The organism is Streptomyces violascens (genome assembly GCF_014649955.1).
Lineage (GTDB): Bacteria > Actinomycetota > Actinomycetes > Streptomycetales > Streptomycetaceae > Streptomyces > Streptomyces violascens.
The window spans coordinates 105670-123402 of sequence record NZ_BMUA01000016.1 but is presented as its reverse complement, the minus strand read 5'-3'; the positions used below and the strand labels follow the sequence as shown (position 1 = coordinate 123402).

Annotated in this window: 18 protein-coding genes and 1 tRNA gene; 12 read left to right on the top strand and 7 right to left on the bottom strand. The window is 71.7% G+C overall.

The annotated features are described in order from the left end of the window. Positions 1 to 108: 108 nt before the first annotated feature. The 4 genes from IE206_RS27465 to IE206_RS27450 all read left to right on the top strand — a co-directional run bounded on the left by IE206_RS27465 (position 109) and on the right by IE206_RS27450 (position 4280). The gene (locus IE206_RS27465) at positions 109 to 1338 is read left to right on the top strand and encodes a cytochrome P450 (protein ID WP_189966652.1); all 1230 of its coding nucleotides are present in this window, start codon (positions 109 to 111) and stop codon (positions 1336 to 1338) included. Between the two features lie 142 nt (positions 1339 to 1480). Continuing rightward, the gene (locus IE206_RS27460; RefSeq protein ID WP_189966650.1) at positions 1481 to 2236 is read left to right on the top strand and encodes a (Fe-S)-binding protein; all 756 of its coding nucleotides are present in this window, start codon (positions 1481 to 1483) and stop codon (positions 2234 to 2236) included. After that, positions 2233 to 3660 carry a LutB/LldF family L-lactate oxidation iron-sulfur protein gene (locus IE206_RS27455; RefSeq protein WP_189966648.1) on the top strand — a complete coding sequence of 476 codons (1428 nt, stop codon included), beginning with the start codon at positions 2233 to 2235 and terminating at the stop codon, positions 3658 to 3660. The genes IE206_RS27460 and IE206_RS27455 overlap by 4 nt, the downstream gene beginning before the upstream one ends. Next, positions 3657 to 4280 (top strand): LutC/YkgG family protein, encoded by a 624-nt coding sequence (locus IE206_RS27450; RefSeq protein WP_189966646.1) that lies wholly within the window; start codon positions 3657 to 3659, stop codon positions 4278 to 4280. Before IE206_RS27455 ends, IE206_RS27450 begins: the two co-directional genes overlap by 4 nt. Here the strand turns inward: IE206_RS27450 and IE206_RS27445 are convergent. Beyond that, a complete protein-coding gene (locus IE206_RS27445; RefSeq protein ID WP_189966644.1) occupies positions 4270 to 4755 on the bottom strand; it encodes a DUF309 domain-containing protein in 486 nt (161 codons plus the stop codon). The genes IE206_RS27450 and IE206_RS27445 overlap by 11 nt on opposite strands. Positions 4756 to 4848: 93 nt before the next feature. Here IE206_RS27445 and IE206_RS27440 point away from each other — a divergent pair. The 4 genes from IE206_RS27440 (at position 4849) to IE206_RS27430 (ending at position 7641) form a co-directional block, all read left to right on the top strand. Then, positions 4849 to 4922: transfer RNA gene (locus IE206_RS27440), tRNA-Pro, on the top strand. Positions 4923 to 5318: 396 nt separating this feature from the next. Beyond that, a complete protein-coding gene (locus IE206_RS43450; RefSeq protein WP_308433952.1) occupies positions 5319 to 5684 on the top strand; it encodes a PucR family transcriptional regulator ligand-binding domain-containing protein in 366 nt (121 codons plus the stop codon). Between the two features lie 363 nt (positions 5685 to 6047). Then, a complete protein-coding gene (locus IE206_RS43445; protein WP_308433951.1) occupies positions 6048 to 6839 on the top strand; it encodes a PucR family transcriptional regulator in 792 nt (263 codons plus the stop codon). 82 nt (positions 6840 to 6921) lie between these two features. Continuing rightward, positions 6922 to 7641, top strand: coding sequence for an MgtC/SapB family protein (locus tag IE206_RS27430; RefSeq protein WP_189966642.1), 720 nt, complete (start codon positions 6922 to 6924; stop codon positions 7639 to 7641). Positions 7642 to 7656: 15 nt separating this feature from the next. Here the strand turns inward: IE206_RS27430 and IE206_RS27425 are convergent, their stop codons facing one another. Further along, complete coding sequence (locus IE206_RS27425) at positions 7657 to 8463, bottom strand: hypothetical protein (protein ID WP_189966641.1); 807 nt, start codon at positions 8461 to 8463, stop codon at positions 7657 to 7659. Between the two features lie 300 nt (positions 8464 to 8763). Here IE206_RS27425 and IE206_RS43440 point away from each other — a divergent pair, with 300 nt between their 5' ends. Beyond that, positions 8764 to 9417 (top strand): chaplin, encoded by a 654-nt coding sequence (locus IE206_RS43440; RefSeq protein ID WP_189966639.1) that lies wholly within the window; start codon positions 8764 to 8766, stop codon positions 9415 to 9417. Between the two features lie 63 nt (positions 9418 to 9480). On the opposite strand, the gene IE206_RS27415 is transcribed toward IE206_RS43440, so the two are convergent. Then, positions 9481 to 9996, bottom strand: a complete 516-nt coding sequence (locus IE206_RS27415) for a COG1361 family protein (protein WP_189966637.1) — start codon at positions 9994 to 9996, stop codon at positions 9481 to 9483. Between the two features lie 356 nt (positions 9997 to 10352). Here IE206_RS27415 and IE206_RS27410 point away from each other — a divergent pair, with 356 nt between their 5' ends. After that, entirely contained in the window at positions 10353 to 11255 is a 903-nt protein-coding gene (locus tag IE206_RS27410) for a TroA family protein (protein ID WP_189966635.1), read from the top strand. Between the two features lie 89 nt (positions 11256 to 11344). Then, complete coding sequence (locus tag IE206_RS27405; protein ID WP_189966633.1) at positions 11345 to 12580, top strand: cytochrome P450 family protein; 1236 nt, start codon at positions 11345 to 11347, stop codon at positions 12578 to 12580. 1 nt (position 12581) lies between these two features. Here IE206_RS27405 and IE206_RS27400 read toward each other — a convergent pair whose 3' ends face one another. From IE206_RS27400 to IE206_RS27390, 3 genes are read right to left on the bottom strand one after another with little or no spacing between them, the layout of a single operon-like run. Next, positions 12582 to 13562 (bottom strand): TolB family protein, encoded by a 981-nt coding sequence (locus IE206_RS27400; protein ID WP_189966631.1) that lies wholly within the window; start codon positions 13560 to 13562, stop codon positions 12582 to 12584. Next, entirely contained in the window at positions 13559 to 14818 is a 1260-nt protein-coding gene (locus tag IE206_RS27395) for an MFS transporter (RefSeq protein WP_189966629.1), read from the bottom strand. The genes IE206_RS27400 and IE206_RS27395 overlap by 4 nt, the downstream gene beginning before the upstream one ends. Beyond that, a complete protein-coding gene (locus IE206_RS27390; RefSeq protein ID WP_189966627.1) occupies positions 14818 to 16164 on the bottom strand; it encodes a discoidin domain-containing protein in 1347 nt (448 codons plus the stop codon). Before IE206_RS27390 ends, IE206_RS27395 begins: the two co-directional genes overlap by 1 nt. A 384-nt stretch (positions 16165 to 16548) precedes the next feature. On the opposite strand from IE206_RS27390, the gene IE206_RS27385 reads away from it, so the two are divergent. Further along, on the top strand, positions 16549 to 17373 hold the full coding sequence (locus IE206_RS27385; protein ID WP_189966625.1) for an SAM-dependent methyltransferase: 825 nt from the start codon (positions 16549 to 16551) through the stop codon (positions 17371 to 17373). 24 nt (positions 17374 to 17397) lie between these two features. Here the strand turns inward: IE206_RS27385 and IE206_RS27380 are convergent, their stop codons facing one another. Then, positions 17398 to 17655, bottom strand: a complete 258-nt coding sequence (locus IE206_RS27380) for a hypothetical protein (protein ID WP_189966623.1) — start codon at positions 17653 to 17655, stop codon at positions 17398 to 17400. Positions 17656 to 17733: the final 78 nt, after the last annotated feature.

Sequence of the window (17733 nt, the reverse complement as noted above, 5' to 3'; positions counted from 1 at the left end):
TGTACGCGCCCGCCGCCGGGCCCCCGGCAGGGTTCCGGCGGCGAAAGCGCCACGTTCCGCCCGTACGGCGCTCTTCCGATGTGGCCGGACGTCGTAGACGATGGGCCTGTGGACAGGCATGAGCACGCTCGGCTCGACGCGCTGCAGCGCGACCCCTATCCGCACTATGCGCGGGCCCGGCACGCCGAAGGACTGACCTTCGTGCCGGAGCTCGACGCCTGGCTGGTGGCCCGGGACGCGGACGTACGCGAAGTCCTGCGCCGCCCCGAGGCGTTCTCCTCCGCCAATGTGCTGCGTCCCGACGTTCTGCCGGGGCCCACGGTGCTCGCCGAGATGGGCCGCGGATTCGGCGGCCGCCCCGTCGTGGTCAGCTCCGACGGGGCCCTGCACCAGCGGCTGCGCGCCCCGATTGTGCACGGCCTCTCGCCCGCACACGTCGCCGCGGTCGTGCCGTACGCGGTGGAGCGTGCCACCGAGCTGATCGACGCCTTCGCGGACCGTGGCTCGGCCGACCTCATGGCGGAGTTCGCGCTCAAACTGCCCGGCCAGGTCATCGGCCGCCTGGTGGGCCTCGACGAGGCGGACGTCCCGCTCGTCGTGCACGGCGGCTACCGCGCCGAGCAGCTCCTGTTCCGGCCGATGTCCGAGAGGGACCAGCTCGCGGCGGCCCGCGACGTCGTCGAGATGCAGCACCTCCTCGACACCTACGTACGAGCACGGCACGCCCACCCCCGGGACGACCTGTGCACCTCGCTGATCAGCGCACTCGCTCCGGGCGGCGAGTCGCCCACCACCGAGCTCACCCTGGACGAGCGCCACGAGATGGTGGCCCATCTGCAGAACTTCCTGCTCGCCGGGCACCTCACCACGAGCGCGCTGATCGGCTCGACGCTGCTGCACCTGATGCACCACCCCACACAGTGGGAACTCCTCTGCCGGAAGACCGAGTTGATCCCGGCCGCCGTCGAGGAGGCCGCCCGCTACGACAGCCCGATCCAGGGCTTCCGCCGCATCACGACCCGCCCGGTCGTCCTGTCCGGCACCGAACTCCCCGTCGGGGCCGTGGTGTTCGTCGCGTTCGGATCCGCCAACCGCGACCCGAGCCGCCATGAACGCCCCGACGTCTTCGACATCACCCGCCCGCCCGCGCGCCACCTCGCCTTCGGGTACGGCGTGCACGGCTGCCCGGGCTCCGCCCTGGCCCGCGAACAGCTCCGGATCACCCTGGAACTCCTGACGACTCGGCTGCCGGGACTGCGCCTGGCCGAGGAGAGACCCGTCGTCATGCGCCCCACGATGATCCACCGCTCGCCGGAGGAACTTCCGCTGGTGTGGTGAGTCCTTGCGTCAACTACCCGTTCACGCAAGGGAGTTGTCCGATGTCTATGCACTGGCTTCCGGAACGCATGCCCCGATTCGGCCGTAATCTCCGCTGATCACGGTCCTACCCTGAACCACTCGCGCGGCATATCCTCCGACCATGCGAGTCGCACTCTTCGTCACCTGCGTCAATGACGCGGTGTACCCGGCCACCGGCATCGCGACGGTGAAGCTGCTCGAACGGCTCGGGGTCGAGGTCGACTTCCCGGCCGGGCAGACGTGCTGCGGGCAGCCGCAGTTCAATACGGGCTACCGGCACGAGACCGAGCCACTGGTGCGCCGGATGGGCCGGGTCTTCGAGGGCTACGACCACATCGTCACCCCCTCCGGCTCCTGTGCGGCGATGGTCCGCGACAACTATCCCCGCATCGCGCGCAGAGCCGCAGCGCAGCGGCGGGGCGCCGACCTGGCCGAGGCCGCGGAGTTTCTCGTGCCGCGCATGTACGAGCTGACCGAGTTCCTCGTCGACGTACTCGGCACGACCGACGTCGGCGCGTACTTCCCGCACACGGTCACCTACCACCCTTCCTGCCACGGCCTGCGCCTGCTCGGCCTCGGCGACCGGCCGCGCCGGCTCCTCGAAGCGGTCAAGGGCCTGGAGCTGCGCGAACTGCCCGGCGCCGAGGAGTGCTGCGGCTTCGGCGGCACCTTCGCCGTCAAGAACCCGGACGTCTCGGCGGCGATGGGCACCGACAAGGTACGCAACGCCGCCGCCACCGGAGCCGAGGTGCTGTGCGGCGCCGACAACTCCTGCCTGATGCACCTCGGCGGCATCCTCCACCGCCAGGACGCCCCGCTGCGGGCCCTGCACATCGCCGAGATCCTGGGCAGCACGGAAGCGGAGCCCCACGTATGAGCGGCACCTTCGTCGGCATGCCGGCGTTCCCTCCGTTCCCCCGGGCGGCCCACGACGCCGTACGCGACACCACCCTGCGCGGCAATCTGCGTCACGCCACGCACACCATCCGCGACAAGCGAGCCAAGGCGGTCGCCGAACTCGCCGACTGGCAGCAGCTGCGCGAGGCCGGCAAGCGCATCAAGGACGACACCCTCCGCCACCTCGACCGCTATCTGGTGCAGTTGGAGGAGTCGGTCACCGCGGCCGGGGGCACCGTCCACTGGGCCGCCGACGCGGACGAGGCCAACCGGATCGTCGCCGACCTGATCAAGGCCACCGGTGAGACGGAGGTGGTCAAGGTGAAGTCCATGGCCACCCAGGAGATCGGCCTCAACGAGGCGCTCGCCGCCGAAGGCATCCACGCCTACGAGACCGACCTCGCCGAGCTCATCGTCCAGCTCGGCGACGACCGGCCCTCGCACATCCTCGTCCCGGCCATTCACCGCAACCGCGGCGAGATCCGCGACATCTTCCTCGAAAAGATGGGCAGTTGGGGCAGGCCCGCCCCCGACGGGCTCACCGACACGCCCGCCGACCTCGCCGAGGCGGCCCGACTGCATCTGCGCGAGAAATTCCTGCGCGCCAAGGTGGGAATCTCGGGCGCCAACTTCATGGTCGCCGAGACCGGCACCCTGGTCGTCTTCGAGTCCGAGGGCAACGGGCGCATGTGCCTGACCCTGCCCGAGACCCTGATCTCGGTCGTCGGCATCGAAAAGGTGGTCCCCACCTGGCAGGACCTGGAAGTGTTCCTCCAGACCCTGCCGCGCTCCTCGACGGCCGAGCGGATGAACCCGTACACGAGCATGTGGACCGGTACCGCCGACGGTGACGGCCCCCAGACCTTCCACCTCGTCCTGCTCGACAACGGCCGCACCGACGCGCTTGCCGACGACATCGGCCGCCAGGCGCTGCGCTGCATCCGCTGCTCGGCCTGCCTCAACGTGTGCCCGGTGTACGAACGCGCCGGCGGCCACGCGTACGGCTCGGTCTACCCGGGCCCCATCGGCGCCATCCTCACCCCTCAACTCCGCGGCACGACGAGCGGGATCGACGCCTCGCTGCCGTACGCCTCCTCGCTGTGCGGCGCCTGCTACGAGGTGTGCCCGGTGGCGATCGACATCCCGGAAGTCCTGGTCCACCTCCGCGAGAAGGTCGCAGGCCAGGGCGGGCGGGGACACCGCCTGGAGAAGGCGGCGATGAAGGCGGTCGGCTGGGCCATGGACCGTCCCGCCGTCATGGCGGCGGGGGAGCGGGCGATGGCGAGGACCCGGGCGCTGCATCCGAAGCGACCGCCCGGCGCGCAGGCCTGGACCGACAGCCGCGACCTGCCGGAACTCCCCGAAGCACCCTTCCGTGACTGGTGGAAGAAGAACCGCACATGAGCTCACGCGACCGCATCCTGGCCCGCGTCCGGACCGCCGTGGCCGACGCCCCGGCGGCCCCCGCCATCACCCGCGACTACCTGACGAGCCACACCCCCGACGACCCGGTGGCCGTGCTCGACCTCCTGCACGAGAACCTCGCCGACTACCGCGCGGTCGTGCACCGCACGGACGCGGCCGGGCCTCTCATCACGGAGTTGCTCGCCGCACGCGGCTCCGGGAGCGTCCTTGTGCCGGACGGGCTGCCCCGGGAATGGCTGTCGGGCGCCACGGCCGTACGCATCGACGACACCCCGGACTCGACGGCGGCCGAACTGGACGCCGTCGACAGCGTCGTCACCGGCTGTGCCCTGGCCATCGCCGAAACCGGCACCATCGTCCTGGACGCGGGCCCGGGCCAGGGCCGCCGCCGCATCTCCCTCGTACCGGACCATCACATCTGCGTCGTACGGGTGCCGGACCAGGTCGTCGCCTCCGTCCCGCAGGCCATGTCCCGGCTCGACCCGCGCCGCCCGCTGACCTGGATCTCGGGTCCCTCCGCCACCAGCGACATCGAACTCGACCGGGTGGAGGGCGTGCACGGCCCCCGCACCCTCGAAGTGGTTCTGCTCAGCGGGTGATCCGGGGTGCCTCGGCCGCCGCGTCCACCGGGCCCGGCAGCCGGTCCGCCAGCTCGCGTGCCCATACGGCTAGCCCGGCCAGATCGATCCCGTAGGTCGGTGCGCCGTCGCGCGCCGCGTACGTGGCGAGCGAGCCCGTGCCGCGATCGAGGAGCGAGGCCCCGCCCTTCGCGTTGCCGCGCGCGGCATGCGTCAGTCCCACCGCGAGCTGCGCCAACCCCCGCCAGAGCGGCTCCTCCTGGGCCGGGCCCGACTTCCACGCGTCCTCGAACACCTCGTGGGCGTGGAACGGCATCCCCGCGTCGAGCAGCCGCTGCGCCTCCCGCACCGTCTCCTCGGGGGACCTGGCCACGCCCTCCGGCTGGCGGGCCACCCCGTCGGCGCCATAGGGCAGCGGCCGGCCGAGCCCGTCCCTGGGCCGCGCGTTGCGCGCCCGACCCTCGGTATCACGATCGCGGTGCGTCGAACTCTCCATGTGCCGATTGTCCCCCGTTCCTGTCGGGGTCCCAGAGTGCGGTATGGTTCTCATGCACGAACGGCCGGGGGAAACCCCAGGTCAGACGGGCACCGGGACGTGGCGCAGCTTGGTAGCGCACTTGACTGGGGGTCAAGGGGTCGCAGGTTCAAATCCTGTCGTCCCGACTCGTAAGAGTCGTAGGTCGAAGCCGCATCGGAATCATTCCGATGCGGCTTTCGGCGTTTTCGGGGCGTTCTGACGCCGCGCTCATCGGGGAACTTCCGCCGCGCGGAGTGGAGTTGAGGGTCTCGGGGCATCCGCACCCTCGGCCCTGGGGCACCGGCGCCCTCGACCCGGGCCCTCCGCCGCCTGTTCGCCGGGGGGAGTGAAGCAACGTGTCCCGGTCCGGCGCGACTGGTGCGTCACACGGAAAACCACCAGAGGGCCGAGCCGTCTCTGGATGATCAAACAAGAGGTGTATCGGCCAGCTAGCCTTGTATCTACGATGCAGAAACTCATATTCACCTGGTGAATGCGAGAACCGGTGCCAGCGGCCCGGCACCCGCACCAAGGAGCCACTCATGCACGTCGAAGACCTCCTGCGTCTCGAATCGCTCGACCTGGAACTGCTCTGGGGCGACGAGCAGCAGCTCGTCCGGGAGATCACCGGGGTGACCGCCACCGACCTGCAGGACCCGACCCGCTTCCTGCGGCCGGGCGAGGTCGTGCTCAGCGGTCTGGTGTGGTGGAGCCCCGGGAACGGGACGGAGAAAATCAGCCGTTTCGTCTCGGCGCTGGCGACCGCGGGCGCGGCGGCGCTCCTGGCCGGCGAGGAGACGCACGGCGCCGTACCCGACGAGCTGACCCGGTCGTGCCGCGAGAACGGCATCGCGCTGCTCGCCGTGCCCTCGCGCACCAACTTCCGGGCCATCACCGAGGCCGTCTAACTGCGCCAGTGGGGCGACCTCAGCAGGCGGCCCACCTCGCACCGCTACGCCCTGCCCGAGAACGTCCGCAGCGAGCTCAGCGACCTCGTCCGGGCGGGCGCGGAGCCCGACGTTCTGCTCGACCGCGCGCTCGCCCACCTCGGCGCCCCGGACTGCTACGTACTGACACCGACCGGGCGCACCGTCGCGCGCACCCCCAAGGCCCCCGCGATCCCCGCGCAGCGAGCCCGGGAGCTGCTGCGCCGCGCGCCCGACGGCCTCACCCTGCGCATCGACACCGACAGTTCGCCGTACGACAGCTGGTACCTGCACCTCGCCGACGCGGCCACCGCCCCGCCGCGGCTCCTGCACGAGACGGCGGACGTGTTCGCCGACCACCGGTACGGCCGGGACCGGGCGAGGAAGGAGGCCCGGCGGCGGGCCGGTGACCTGGTCCGGCTCATCGACGCGCCGATCCCCGACCTCTCCGCGCTGCGCGGCGCGCTCACCGCCTGCGGGCTGTCCCACGACGGCCCGTTCCACGTCCTGACCGCCGCCGCGAAGGCCGACGCCGACCACGGCGCGGCGGCCGACGCCCTCGCCGAGGCCCTGCGCCACACCCCCGACCGGCCGTTCGCCCTCGGCCGGCTCCCGCACGGCGAGGTGGTGGCCGTGGTCCAGGGTGGGCCCGGACCGGCCGTGAAACTGGGCGAGTTGTGGCCCGTGGCGCACGCCTGTGCACCGCTGGTCCCGCTGCATGGCGGCATCGGCGCCGAGGTCACCTCGCCGGACCGGCTCAACTCCAGCCTGACCGGCGCCCGATACGCCCTGGCCACGGCCCGCTCGAAGGCACCCGACGGGGCGAGGCTGGACTCCGTGGAGGACCTGACCACGCTGGAGGGGCTGCTCGCCGGCATCCCCGCCGATGTCCGGGCCGCCTACCACGACCGCGTCCTGGGCCCCCTGGCCGACGACAACACGTCCTCGCGGATGCTCCGGGAGACCCTGGAGTCCTTCCTCGCGCACAACGGATCCTGGGCGCGCACCGCCGAGGCCCTGCACCTGCATGTCAACACCGTCCACTACCGCATCCAGCGCATCGAGGTCCTCACCGGCCGCGACCTCTCCCGCCTGGAGCACAAGCTCGACCTGTACGCCGCGCTCCGCTGCCGCTGAGCCAAGCGGCGGGGCCTCATGGAATGTGGCTGTACGGGTAGGCGGAGCCTGTTCGTGCGGTAGGCGTGGGAAGGGGCACGGGATGGTGCTGCTGGCGGCCGGGGCGCTGGAGCCGAGTGGGCAGGGGTGGCTCCAGGCGGGCGAGTTCGGCCTGGCGTTCCTGCTCTCCGCGGCCATCGGCCTGGAGCGGGAGATCCGCCAGAAGGCCGCGGGGCTGCGGACGTACACCACGGTCGGCGTCGGCGCGGCGCTGTTCACGCTGGTCAGCAAGTACGGGTTCGCCGATGTCCTGCACGTCGGGACCATCGAGCTCGACCCGTCCCGTGTGACGGCGCAGATCGTGTCGGGGGTCGGCTTCATCGGCGCCGGGGTGATCTTCGTGCACCGGGGCTCTGTCCAGGGCCTCACCACGGCCGCCACGATCTGGCTGACGGCGGCCGTGGGCGCTGCCGCGGCCGCGGGCCTGCCGTTGCTCTCGGTCCTGGCGACCGCCGCGTACTTCGTCGCCGCCTACGTGGTCCGCCCGATAGCCCACCGGCTGCCCGCCATGCGGTCGGTGGCCTCGTCCTTCCGGATCGCGTACGAGCAGCGCCCCGGGCTGCTTCAGGAGCTCATGGAGCAGTGCGAGCGGGCCGGGTTCACCGTCGGGGGGCTCCAGATGCTGAGGGCGGGAGGCACCGGGGACCCGGCGGAGGTGCAGATCTCGGCGGTCGGCCGCGGCGACCCGGCCGTCCTCACCGCCCGGTTCGCCGATGTGGCCGGTGTGGTGGCCTGCACGCGTGGCGGCAACGAGGACGAGTGAGCCGCGGCCCCGGCCTCAGGCCGGACGAGTCATGCCGACGGGTGCCGGCTTCCTGGACTTCCGGGTGGCGAGGAAGCCGAGGACCACGGCGAACGTGATGGCGACGATGTGTTCCCGGCCGGCCAGGTTCGGCTTCTCGAAGGATCTGATCACGGTCGGGGTGACCGCGAAGAAGAACAGGACGGGCGCCCGCTTCACCGTGGCGATGTGGGCGAAGAGGCCCACCACGGCGGCGGAGGCCCCGGTGTCGACGACATGGGCGGCCTCGGGCGGCAGCCCCCACCACCTGGGCCCCACCGCGATCATGACGCGCGCGCTGAGCGTGCCCGCGAGCGACACGGCGTACGCCACCAGCAGGGTCCGCCTGCGCCCCAGCACCAGCTGGGCCAGCGCGAAGCCGAGGAACAGCACGGGGATGCCCGGCAGGGCGGGCATGTCACGGGCCGGGACGAACAGCGAGAGCGGCGTACGCAGCAGCACGAGCGGGAGCGGGATGTCGCCCCGCACGTGCGAGACGAGCCGCACCAGTACCGCGCCGGTGCGGTGCTGGTCCACCGCGTGCAGCGAGAGCACCGCGGCGGACGCCAGCACCGCGATGAGAATGCCGGACAGGCCGCGCCGCACGAGCTCGCGTACGGGCTCGGCGACGATGGAGCGGAACTCGCGGAGCAGGTTTCGTCCGAGGAAACGTACGAAGCGCTTGAGGCTGCGTTCGGCTCGGCCGGGCGATCGGAGCGCCGGCGTGGCGAAGGGCCGCCGAACTCCGGCGGGGGCCGGTTCCGGCCCCGCGGCCCGCACCCGGGCTTTCGTGTCCCCGCTCACCGACATCCCCCAGACCCGCTCCGGCCAGGGACTCCCCACCGACCTCCGGTCGTCGATCCTGCCATGAGCCGGACATGGGGCAGGGGCCGCCCCTGGACCCATTCGACCAGGTGTGGGACGCCTTGTCGCTGGCGTACATACAGGTACATAAAGCAGCAAACATCATGTAGTTGACTCAAATCGATAATCAGGCCACTCGATGGGGTGAAAGGCGTATTAGGCATAACCCATCAGGCTTCTCCGGAGTTGATGGCGGTGCGGGCGAGTGGCCCGCGACAACCTCCGGAAGGCAGGAAACCAATGAGACGGGTCGCCATGAAAGGCCTGGTCACGGTGGTGGCCACGGGCGGTGTGCTGGCCGCGACCGGCTACGCCTACGCGGACTCCCACGCGGGCGGCAGCGCTGACTCCTCCCCGGGCGTGCTGGCGGGCAATTCCGTGCAGCTTCCGGTCAACGTCCCGGTCAACGTATGCGGGAACACCGTCGACGTACTCGGGCTGCTCAACCCCAGTTCGGGCAACACGTGCGTCAACGCCTCGGGCGCCCACCACGGCGCCAAGGCGGGTTCCGAGCACTCCGGCCACACCGGCGGAGCCTCCGCGTCAGGTCGAGGAAAGGATTCGCCCGGGGTGCTCTCGGGCAACGGTCTCCAGCTCCCCGTTGATCTCCCTGTCAACATCTCCGGGAACTCGGTCAGCGTCGTCGGCGCGCTCAACCCGGCCGTGGGCAACACTTCGGTGAACCACTCCACGCCGGTTCGCCATCACCCGGTCGCGCCTCCCGTGCACCCGGCGCCCGCCCCCGTCCCGGCCTCCCGCGCGCTCCCCGTGCCGCAGGGGGCCACGCTGGCCCACACCGGCGCCGACGGCATCGGGCTCGCGATCCCCGCGTCGGCCGCACTGCTCCTTGGCGGCGGCGTCCTCTACCGACGCTTCCGCGGCGCCACGCGCTAGCGCACGGAAAGAGCTCGTGGCCCCGGTGCCGATGCCGGGGCCACGGCTGTGCGAGGGCACGGCTCAGGAGTGCGCGGGCGGGCAGTCGACGCGGATGTCCGGGGTGTTGTAGGTGTCGCTCGTGGAGAACAGGCCGCTGCCGTACTCGTAGTAGAGGTACGAGGAGAAGCCCAGGCTGAGCCCGCACGCGGAATCCGCGGCGACGCGGTACGTCAGGGTCACCGTGCGGCTGGCCCCGGGGGCGAGCGGGACCTCGTAGTTGAGGCCCAGTTTGGCGGTGTCCTTGCAGTCGGCGCCCGCCGTTTCGCACGAGACGAGGGCGTACTTGAGGCCCGCCTGGCTGCTGGTGTCCCAGGTCGGCTGGATCGACTGGTAGACGAACCGCAGCTCCGTCGACTGCGTGTTGGTGAGCGTCATCGTCAGGTCCACGGTGGAGCCGGGGGTGACCGTGTCCCGGTCGGTGCTGAACGTCAGGTCGGCCGTGTCGGCGTTCGCCGGAGTGTCCACGCTGAACAACAGGGCGCCGGCGCATGTAAGGGCCGCGGCGAGGCCGAGACCCACGAGGCGTGTCGTGTTCATGGCCCCGCAGACTAGAAGCCGCCGGGCCCGACGTCGCCCACATCCTCGCCGTACGGCTCGAAACGGCCGTGCCGGGCGGTCCGTCCCGGCGGGTTCCGCCCGGGCGGGTTCTCGCAGCACAGCGCGGGGATGGCGGCGGCCCACGCCGCACCGGGCGCCGACATGACGGAGCGAGCGGGGCGCGGCGGAAACGGCGTACTCCGCACTCATGGCCCTCGGCACAGAAACCTGGACCCGAACGGCAGTTGGCGGCCCGGAGCGGGAACTGGCGTGGCGATCCCGAGCGTTGGGCAGTCAGGCGGGGAACCGGCTTCGCACGAGCCGGCAACGCGACCGCATTGGGGGCGGATGGCGTCATGGAGCAGACGGCCTGGCGATTCTCGGACGACCGTGGACAGATGTCGGCGGCGGCAGCACCTCCGTCCCGCGTGGTGGCCTACATCCAGGCCGGCGCGACACTGGAGGACCTGGGGATACGCCCCCTCGCGGTGTTCGGCTCCTTCCACGACGGCCCGGAGCCCGACCCGGCCAAGTCCGGCGCGCTGCCGCTGGACGAGGTCGGCTGTCTGGGAGCGGGAGCGGACCTCGACGTGGAGGCGCTGCTCGCCCCGGAGCCGGACCTCGTCGTCGCCGTCAGCTACGGCGGCGGCCAGGTCTACGGGCTCGACCCCGAGACGGCCAAGCACCTGGAGGAGCGGGTTCCGGTGGTCGTCCTGGACGTGGGCCAGGCGCACACGCCGGCTCGAATACGGGGCCGATTCGCCGATCTGGCACGGTCGTTGGGGGCTCCGCGGGAGGATGCCGCCGCTCTGCTCGCCGCCGAGAGCCGCCTGCGTGCGGCCGCCGCGCGCACCCCCCGGCCGCGCGTCCTCGCGCTCTCCCCGGCGAGTCCGGACGAGGTCCACCTGGCGCGCCCGCAGGCCTGGCCCGAGCTGAGGGCCCTCGCGGAGTACGGCGTGGATCTCATCGAACCGGGGGAGGGGGCGGGTGCCAACTGGCGCACGACCGGGTGGCCGGCGGCGGCCGAACTGCGGCCCGGCATAGCTCTCGTCGATGTCCGGTCGAACGCGGCCCCGCTCGGCGAGCTGCGGTCCGTCGCCGCCTGGCGCGCTCTGGAGGCCGGGGCGCGCATCCTGGCCTGGAACCCCGAATCCCCGTGCAGCGCCCGCGCCCACGCGGCCTGGTTCGGCCAGGTCGCGGGCGCGCTGGAGGAGCAGGTGAAGACGCGGGGAAAAAGCCAGGAAGATTCGCCGACTTGATCACGACTCGCCCAGGAAGCGCGCTGGAACGGTCAACAGCAGTGTGTACTTGGCAGGTTCATCACACGCATAGTCAGGAGTGACCGAGGATGACGACCGTGCCCACCCGTGTGCCCCTCGACCCGTTCGGGGCGGACATAGCCGCCGAGAGCGCCCGCCTGCGCGCACTCGGGCCGATCGTTCCGGTCACCTTGCCGGGCGGCATCCCCGCCTGGGCGCCCACCGGCTACGACACCCTCAAGACGCTGATCCTCGACCCCCGGGTCAGCAAGGACCCGCGCCGGCACTGGGCGCTCTTCCCGGAGCTGGGCCGGCACCCCGAGTGGGGCTGGATCCTGGGCTGGGTCGGCGTGATCAACATGCTGTCCACCTACGGCCCCGACCACACCCGGCTGCGCAGGCTCGTCGCGCCCAGCTTCACGGCGCGGCGTACCGAGGCGATGCGCGGCCGAGTCGAGGCGATCACGGCCGAACTCCTCGACGGGCTCGGCGAAGCCGCGGCGTCGGGCGGGCCCGTCGACCTCAAGTCGGGCTACGCCCACCCGCTGCCGATGCGTCTCATCTGCGAGCTCTTCGGCGTGCCGGACCACTTGACCGAGTCCACCGGGGCGTTGATCGCCGCCATCATGGACACCTCCGACCCGAGCCCGCAGCACGCCGCGTTCGTGCAGGAGCAGATCGCCACCGTGCTCCCCGCCCTCGTCGCGTACAAGACCGAGCGGCCCGGCGACGACATGACCACCGAGCTCATCAAGGTGCGCAACGAGGACGGCGACCGGCTGAGTGCCGAGGAGCTCGTCCACACGCTGCTCCTGGTCATCGGTGCCGGGTTCGAGACCACCGTCAACCTCATCGGCAATGCCATCGTCGCGCTCCTGGACGACCCGGCGCAGCTGGCGGCCGTCCGCTCGGGCGCGGTCAGCTGGGACGCCGTCGTCGACGAGACCCTCCGCGCCCATCCCTCGATCGCCAATCTCCCGCTGCGGTTCGCGATCGGCGACATCACGGTCGACGGCGTCACCATTCCGGCGGGCGACGCGATCATCACCACGTACGCGGCCGCGGGCCTCGACCCGGCGCACTTCGGAGCCGACGCGCACACCTTCGATGCCGCCCGCGGCGCCGACGACCACCTCGCCTTCGGCATCGGTGTGCACCGCTGCATCGGCGCCCCGCTCGCCCGGATGGAAGCCCTCACCGCCCTTCCGGCCCTCTTCGACCGCTTCCCCGATCTCGAACTGGCCGTAAAGGCGGATGAGTTGAAGCAGATTCCGTCCTTCATCGCCTTCGGCTGGCAGGAGATACCGGCGCGCATCGGGCAGTAGTTCAGCGCACCACGACGGGAGACGAGGCGCCCTCCGCGGCGAGTTCGGGGGCGCCGCTGCCGTCGGCCGGCACGGTCCACACATCGCTCGCGCGGCCTGCCCGGCCGGGCAGTGCGTACGCCACCGTACGGTCATCCAGCCAGGCCGCCTGGTCGTCGACGCTGTGGCGCTCGGCCAGGGGGTGTTCGCCGAGCGTCGTGAGATCGAGGACGTACAGCCGCCACGGCGCGGCGGGGTCGTCCGAGACCTTCTTCTTGAAGGCGATGCGCGTGTTGTCGGGGGAGAGCGAGGGACATTCTGCGTTCTCCCGCAGGGACTTGGCGGACCAGTCCGCCATGTTCCCCTCCACGAGATACGTCCGCCCCTTCGTCGAGACGGTCGCGTAGAACCGGTTGTCGTCGCGAGCGAACGTCACACCCCAGTAGTTGACGTCGGGGGCGTGATAGCGGGTGCCGCCGAGGGTGAGCGGGATCTCCTCCATCGACTTGATGAGATAGCCGGTGCGCAGGTCCAGGATCGAGGTGCGGGTGGAAAAGGCGGTGGTGGCGTACGAGTCGCCCACGGCGAACACGGTCCACGAGAGCATCCGTCCCGAGGCGGAGACCCGGGCCCGGTTCGGGATGCCGGGCACGGCGATCCGGCGTACCTCGTGCAGGCGGCGGTCGAGAATGACGGCGTACGCGCGGGGCGGCACCCCGGGGTCCCGCCGCAGACACACCACGGTGTCCCCAGCGGCGTAGAACCGCTCGCACACGGGACCGCCGCCGGTGCGGGCACCGCGTGGCGCGCCGAGCGGCAGTCGGGCGATGCGCCCGGTGGCCGTGTCCCGGAAGTAGAAGCCAGGGCCTTCCAAGGTGAACGAGCCGTCTGCGGCGGCCTGTTGGGGTCCTCGGTGTGCCGAGTGCAGTACGTAGCCGAGCGAGCCGGTCGCGAGCAGCAGGACGGCGACGACCACGACGGCGAGTTTCACGCGGGGGCTCATGCGGTGGGCCTTTCCGGATCGGCGGTCGGTGTGCCGGGCAGCAGCGCCCAGCCGCCCGCGAGGGACACGAGCAGCGCGGCGGTCGCCGCCCACAGCGCCTGGCCAGGACCCCACACCGTCCAGGCGGCGCCGAACCCCGCCGTGCCGAGGAGCCGGGTCAGCGCCTGGGCGGTCTGGAGCAGGGCGAGCCCGCCGGCCCGCCCGCCCTCCGGAAGCTCCGGGGCGGCCAGCGCCATGAGCACGCCGTCCGTCGCCGCGTAGAAGGCCCCGAGCAGGATCAGCACGGGCGCGACGAGCGCGAGGGCGGGTCCGCGGGCCGGGAAGAGCAGCAGCGCGTACACGCCGAGCAGCGCGACATGGCCGTACAGGAACGGCAGCCGGCGGCCGACGCGGTCCGCGATGCGACCCGCCGGGATCGCGAGCAGCAGATACGCCGCCGCGGACCCGAGCGCAAGCAGCGGGAACCACCCGACCGGGATGTCGAGCCCGCGCTGCAGCAGCAGATAGACGAAGGAGTCCCCGACGGTCGCCGCGCCCAGCAGAGCCGCGGCGCACAGGATCCGCCGGAAGGCCGTGCTGCGCAGGGCTCCAAATGGGTTGATCCGTCGGCCAGTTGATGGTTCTGCCGGTGTGGCCGGGACGTACAGGACGAGCAGGAGGACGCCGAGCAGGCCCGTGCAGAAGCTGACGACGAACACCGCGTCGTAGGCGTCCGCCGTCGCCCACAGCAGGGCGAACGCGGCGAGCGGGCCGAGCAGGGCGCCCGTCGTGTCCATCGCGCGGTGCACGCCGAAGGCACGGCCGAGCAGGTGCGGCGGGCTGCTCAGGGTGATCAGCGCGTCGCGGGGCGCGGTGCGGATGCCCTTGCCCACGCGGTCGACGGCGAGCGCCGCGACGATCTGGCCGGTGGCGCCGCCCGCGAGGAGCAGGCCGAGGCGGGAGCAGGCGGAGAGGGCGTAGCCGAGCCCGGCGACGCGTTTGTGGCGCCCGCCGCGGTCGGCGGCGTGCCCGCCGAGCAGACGCACGACGGCGGCCGCGCCGTTGAACAGGCCGTCCAGGAAGCCGAATTGGAGGGGGGAGAGGCCGAGGCCGACCACGAGGTAGAGCGGCAGGACCGCCGTCACCATCTCCGATGACACATCGGTGACGAGGCTGACCGTGCCGAGCGCGAGGACGGTGGCGGGGACGCGCCGCCCGGGCCCGCCGGCGGCGGACGGGGGCGGCGCGTCCCGGCGACCGGTGGTCGCCAGGTACATCAGTGGCAGGTGTAGTTCGGTGCGGAGTCCTTGACCTGGCCGTCGGTGCCGACGTAACTCCAGGTGTAGCCGGAGTCGTTGAGGTCGAGCTTCAGGACGCCGTACTGGCCGCTGATCCGCTTCTGGCTGTTGGGCTGGACCTGCTCGATGGGGTACGGCTCGGCGCCGCCCATGCCGCCGACGATCTCCACGATGCCGTCGGCAGTTGCCTTCCCGTCCGGGTTCTGCGGGGCGAACCGCTCGTAGTGGTGGTCGTGGCCGTTGAGGACGAGGTCGGCCTTGGCGTCGTAGAGGATCTTCCAGACCGGCTTGCTGACCGGGTCGTTGCCGTGCCCGCCCGACGAGTACAGCGGGTGGTGCCAGTACGCGGCGATGCAGCCCTTGCTGTTGCGGGCCAGATCGGACTTCAGCCAGTCGATCTGGGCCGTCTGGTCGAAGGAGTTGGAGTCCAGGGCGATGAAGTGCCAGTTGCCCTCGTCGTAGCTGTAGTAGCTCTTGCCCTGCGGATAGGCGATCGCGCCGAAGTACGCCTTGTAGCCGGACAGGGTGCCCGCGGGGTCGTACGTCTCGTGGTTGCCGGGCACCGGATGGGTCTTCGCCTTGAAGGCGCCCCATGTCTTGTCGTAGTAGGCGCGGAAGTCGGCTATGCGGGCGTCGTCGTACTGGTTGTCGCCCATCGTCAGATAGAAGCGCGGGTTGATCTTCTGGGCCAGAGCCGCCGTCTTGGGGTGGGCGCAGGCGCTGTCGGACGCGGTGCACCGGGCGGCGATGTCGCCGGCCGCGACCACGGTGAACGCGCCGGTCGGCGGTGTGGTGCCGCCGAGGGTGCCGTACACCGCGAAGTCGTACAGCGAGTAGCCGTAGGAAGTGCCGCGGGCCGTGGCGTACACCCGGACGTAACGGCCCTTGCCGGACAGGCCGGTCCAGTCGTCCGCGCCTCCGTTCCCGGCGGTCTCGGCGGCCAGACGGGTCCAGGTGGCGCCGTCGGCGGATATCTCCACGCGGTACGCCCTGGCGTACGCGGCCTCCCAGGTGAGGGCGACTCCGGTGACGTCGGCGGTGGCGCCGAGGTCGACCTGGATCCACTGCGGGTCCTTGCCCTCGGCGCTGGCCCAGCGGGTGGTGGCCGAGCCGTCGACCGCGTTCTGCGGGCCGAGCGAGGAACTCTCGGAGGACGATGCGGTCGCGGGCCTGTCACGGGAGATGAGGGGGTCGGAGGCGGCCCCGGCCCGGTCGGGCCAGGCGAGCAGCAGACCGGCGACGAGGACGAGGACGGCGGCCAGCGCGAGGCCCACGGTGGGGCGGCGCGGTGGCGAGAAGGGGGGAACGGAGGCGTTCAGGCGCATACCTGGACTCCCTGCCTTGGGGGCGGCGAGAGCTGGACACCGGAGCTCGCGGCGCCGCACCCCTGTCCCTGTGGAGGGGCAGGGGGCAGCGTCGCGACGGCCAAATCAGAGCTCTCGCTGAGCGCGTCATGCCCACGGGGGAGTTCGGGCACCGCGCCAAGCCGCCGCGGGAATCGTATAGGACAGGAAAGTTTCCTACCAGTGCTGCGGTCGACCCTTCAACTGCCGTTCGGACGGGGGGAGATGGGGAAGGGGTGAAAGCCGCCGGTGCGGGCCTGTCCGAGATGCCCGTGCGCCGCGGCACGTTCTCTGTGACAGTTCGCAACACGAGTATCTAGATTGGCCGTTGACGCCGCAGCGCCGCACCTTCAGGAGACCACACCCGTGACCGAGAACCCCACCCCCTCGTCGACGCCCGACCATGTGCGCGACCGCATCAACACCGCGCAGCCGCACACCGCCCGGATCTGGAACTACTGGCTCGGCGGCAAGGACAACTACCCCGTCGACCGGGGGGTCGGCGACCAGATCAGATCGCTGCACCCGGGCATCGGCGACTACGCCCTGGCCGACCGGCTGTTCCTCGGGCGGGCCGTGCGCCATCTGGTGGCCGACCGGGGGGTGCGCCAGTTCCTCGACGTCGGCACCGGGCTGCCGACCGCCGACAACACCCACGAGGTCGCCCAGCGGATCGCGCCCGACGCCCGCATCGTCTACGTCGACAACGACCCGCTGGTCCTCGCGCATGCCCGCGCCCTGCTGACCAGCACCCCCGAAGGCCGTACCGACTACCTCGACGCCGACCTGCGGGACACCGCCACCATCCTGGAACACGCGGCGAAGACCCTCGACCTGAGCAAGCCGGTCGCGCTCATGCTGCTCGGCGTCGTCATCTTCATCCCCGACGAAGGCGAGGCGCTGCGCCTCGTACGCGAGCTGATGAAGGAACTCGCCCCGGGCAGCTACCTCGTGCTCTCGCACACCATCACCAGCCCGGCCATGCCCGACGTCGACGCCGCGGTGGCGTTCTGGAACGAGCACGGCACGCCGAAGCTGACGCAGCGCACCCCGGAGCAGGTGGCCCGGTTCTTCGACGGACTCGACCTGCTCGAACCCGGCGTCGTGTCGTGCTCGCGCTGGCGTCCGGAGGCGGGCGACACACTCCCCGACGAGGTGGCGATGTACGGCGGCGTCGGCCACAAGCGCTGACGCGGCGCCCCCCTGCCGCCGCGTTCACGGGCGGGGCTTCCCCTGCGTGGGCGCCCCGCCGGTGTGCAGGCTGCCGACGAGCGCGAACAACTCGGCCTCGTTGCCCGCGAGCCCGGCCCGCGCCAGCGCGTCGTCCGCCTCGGCGATGACCCCTTCCAGGGCGAGCGGCCCCAGCGGGCGGTCCGTAGGCGAGTCGAGGGCGGCGCGCACCGTGTTCAACAGGCGCAGATAGGCCTGGGCGGCGGAGCGTTCATGGGACGTCATCAGGGTGGTGGCGGTCATCGGCAGCCTTCCCTCGGCAGTACGGGCTCATCCATCACGATGCCGTACGCCACTGACAATCGACCGTCACGGCCCGCT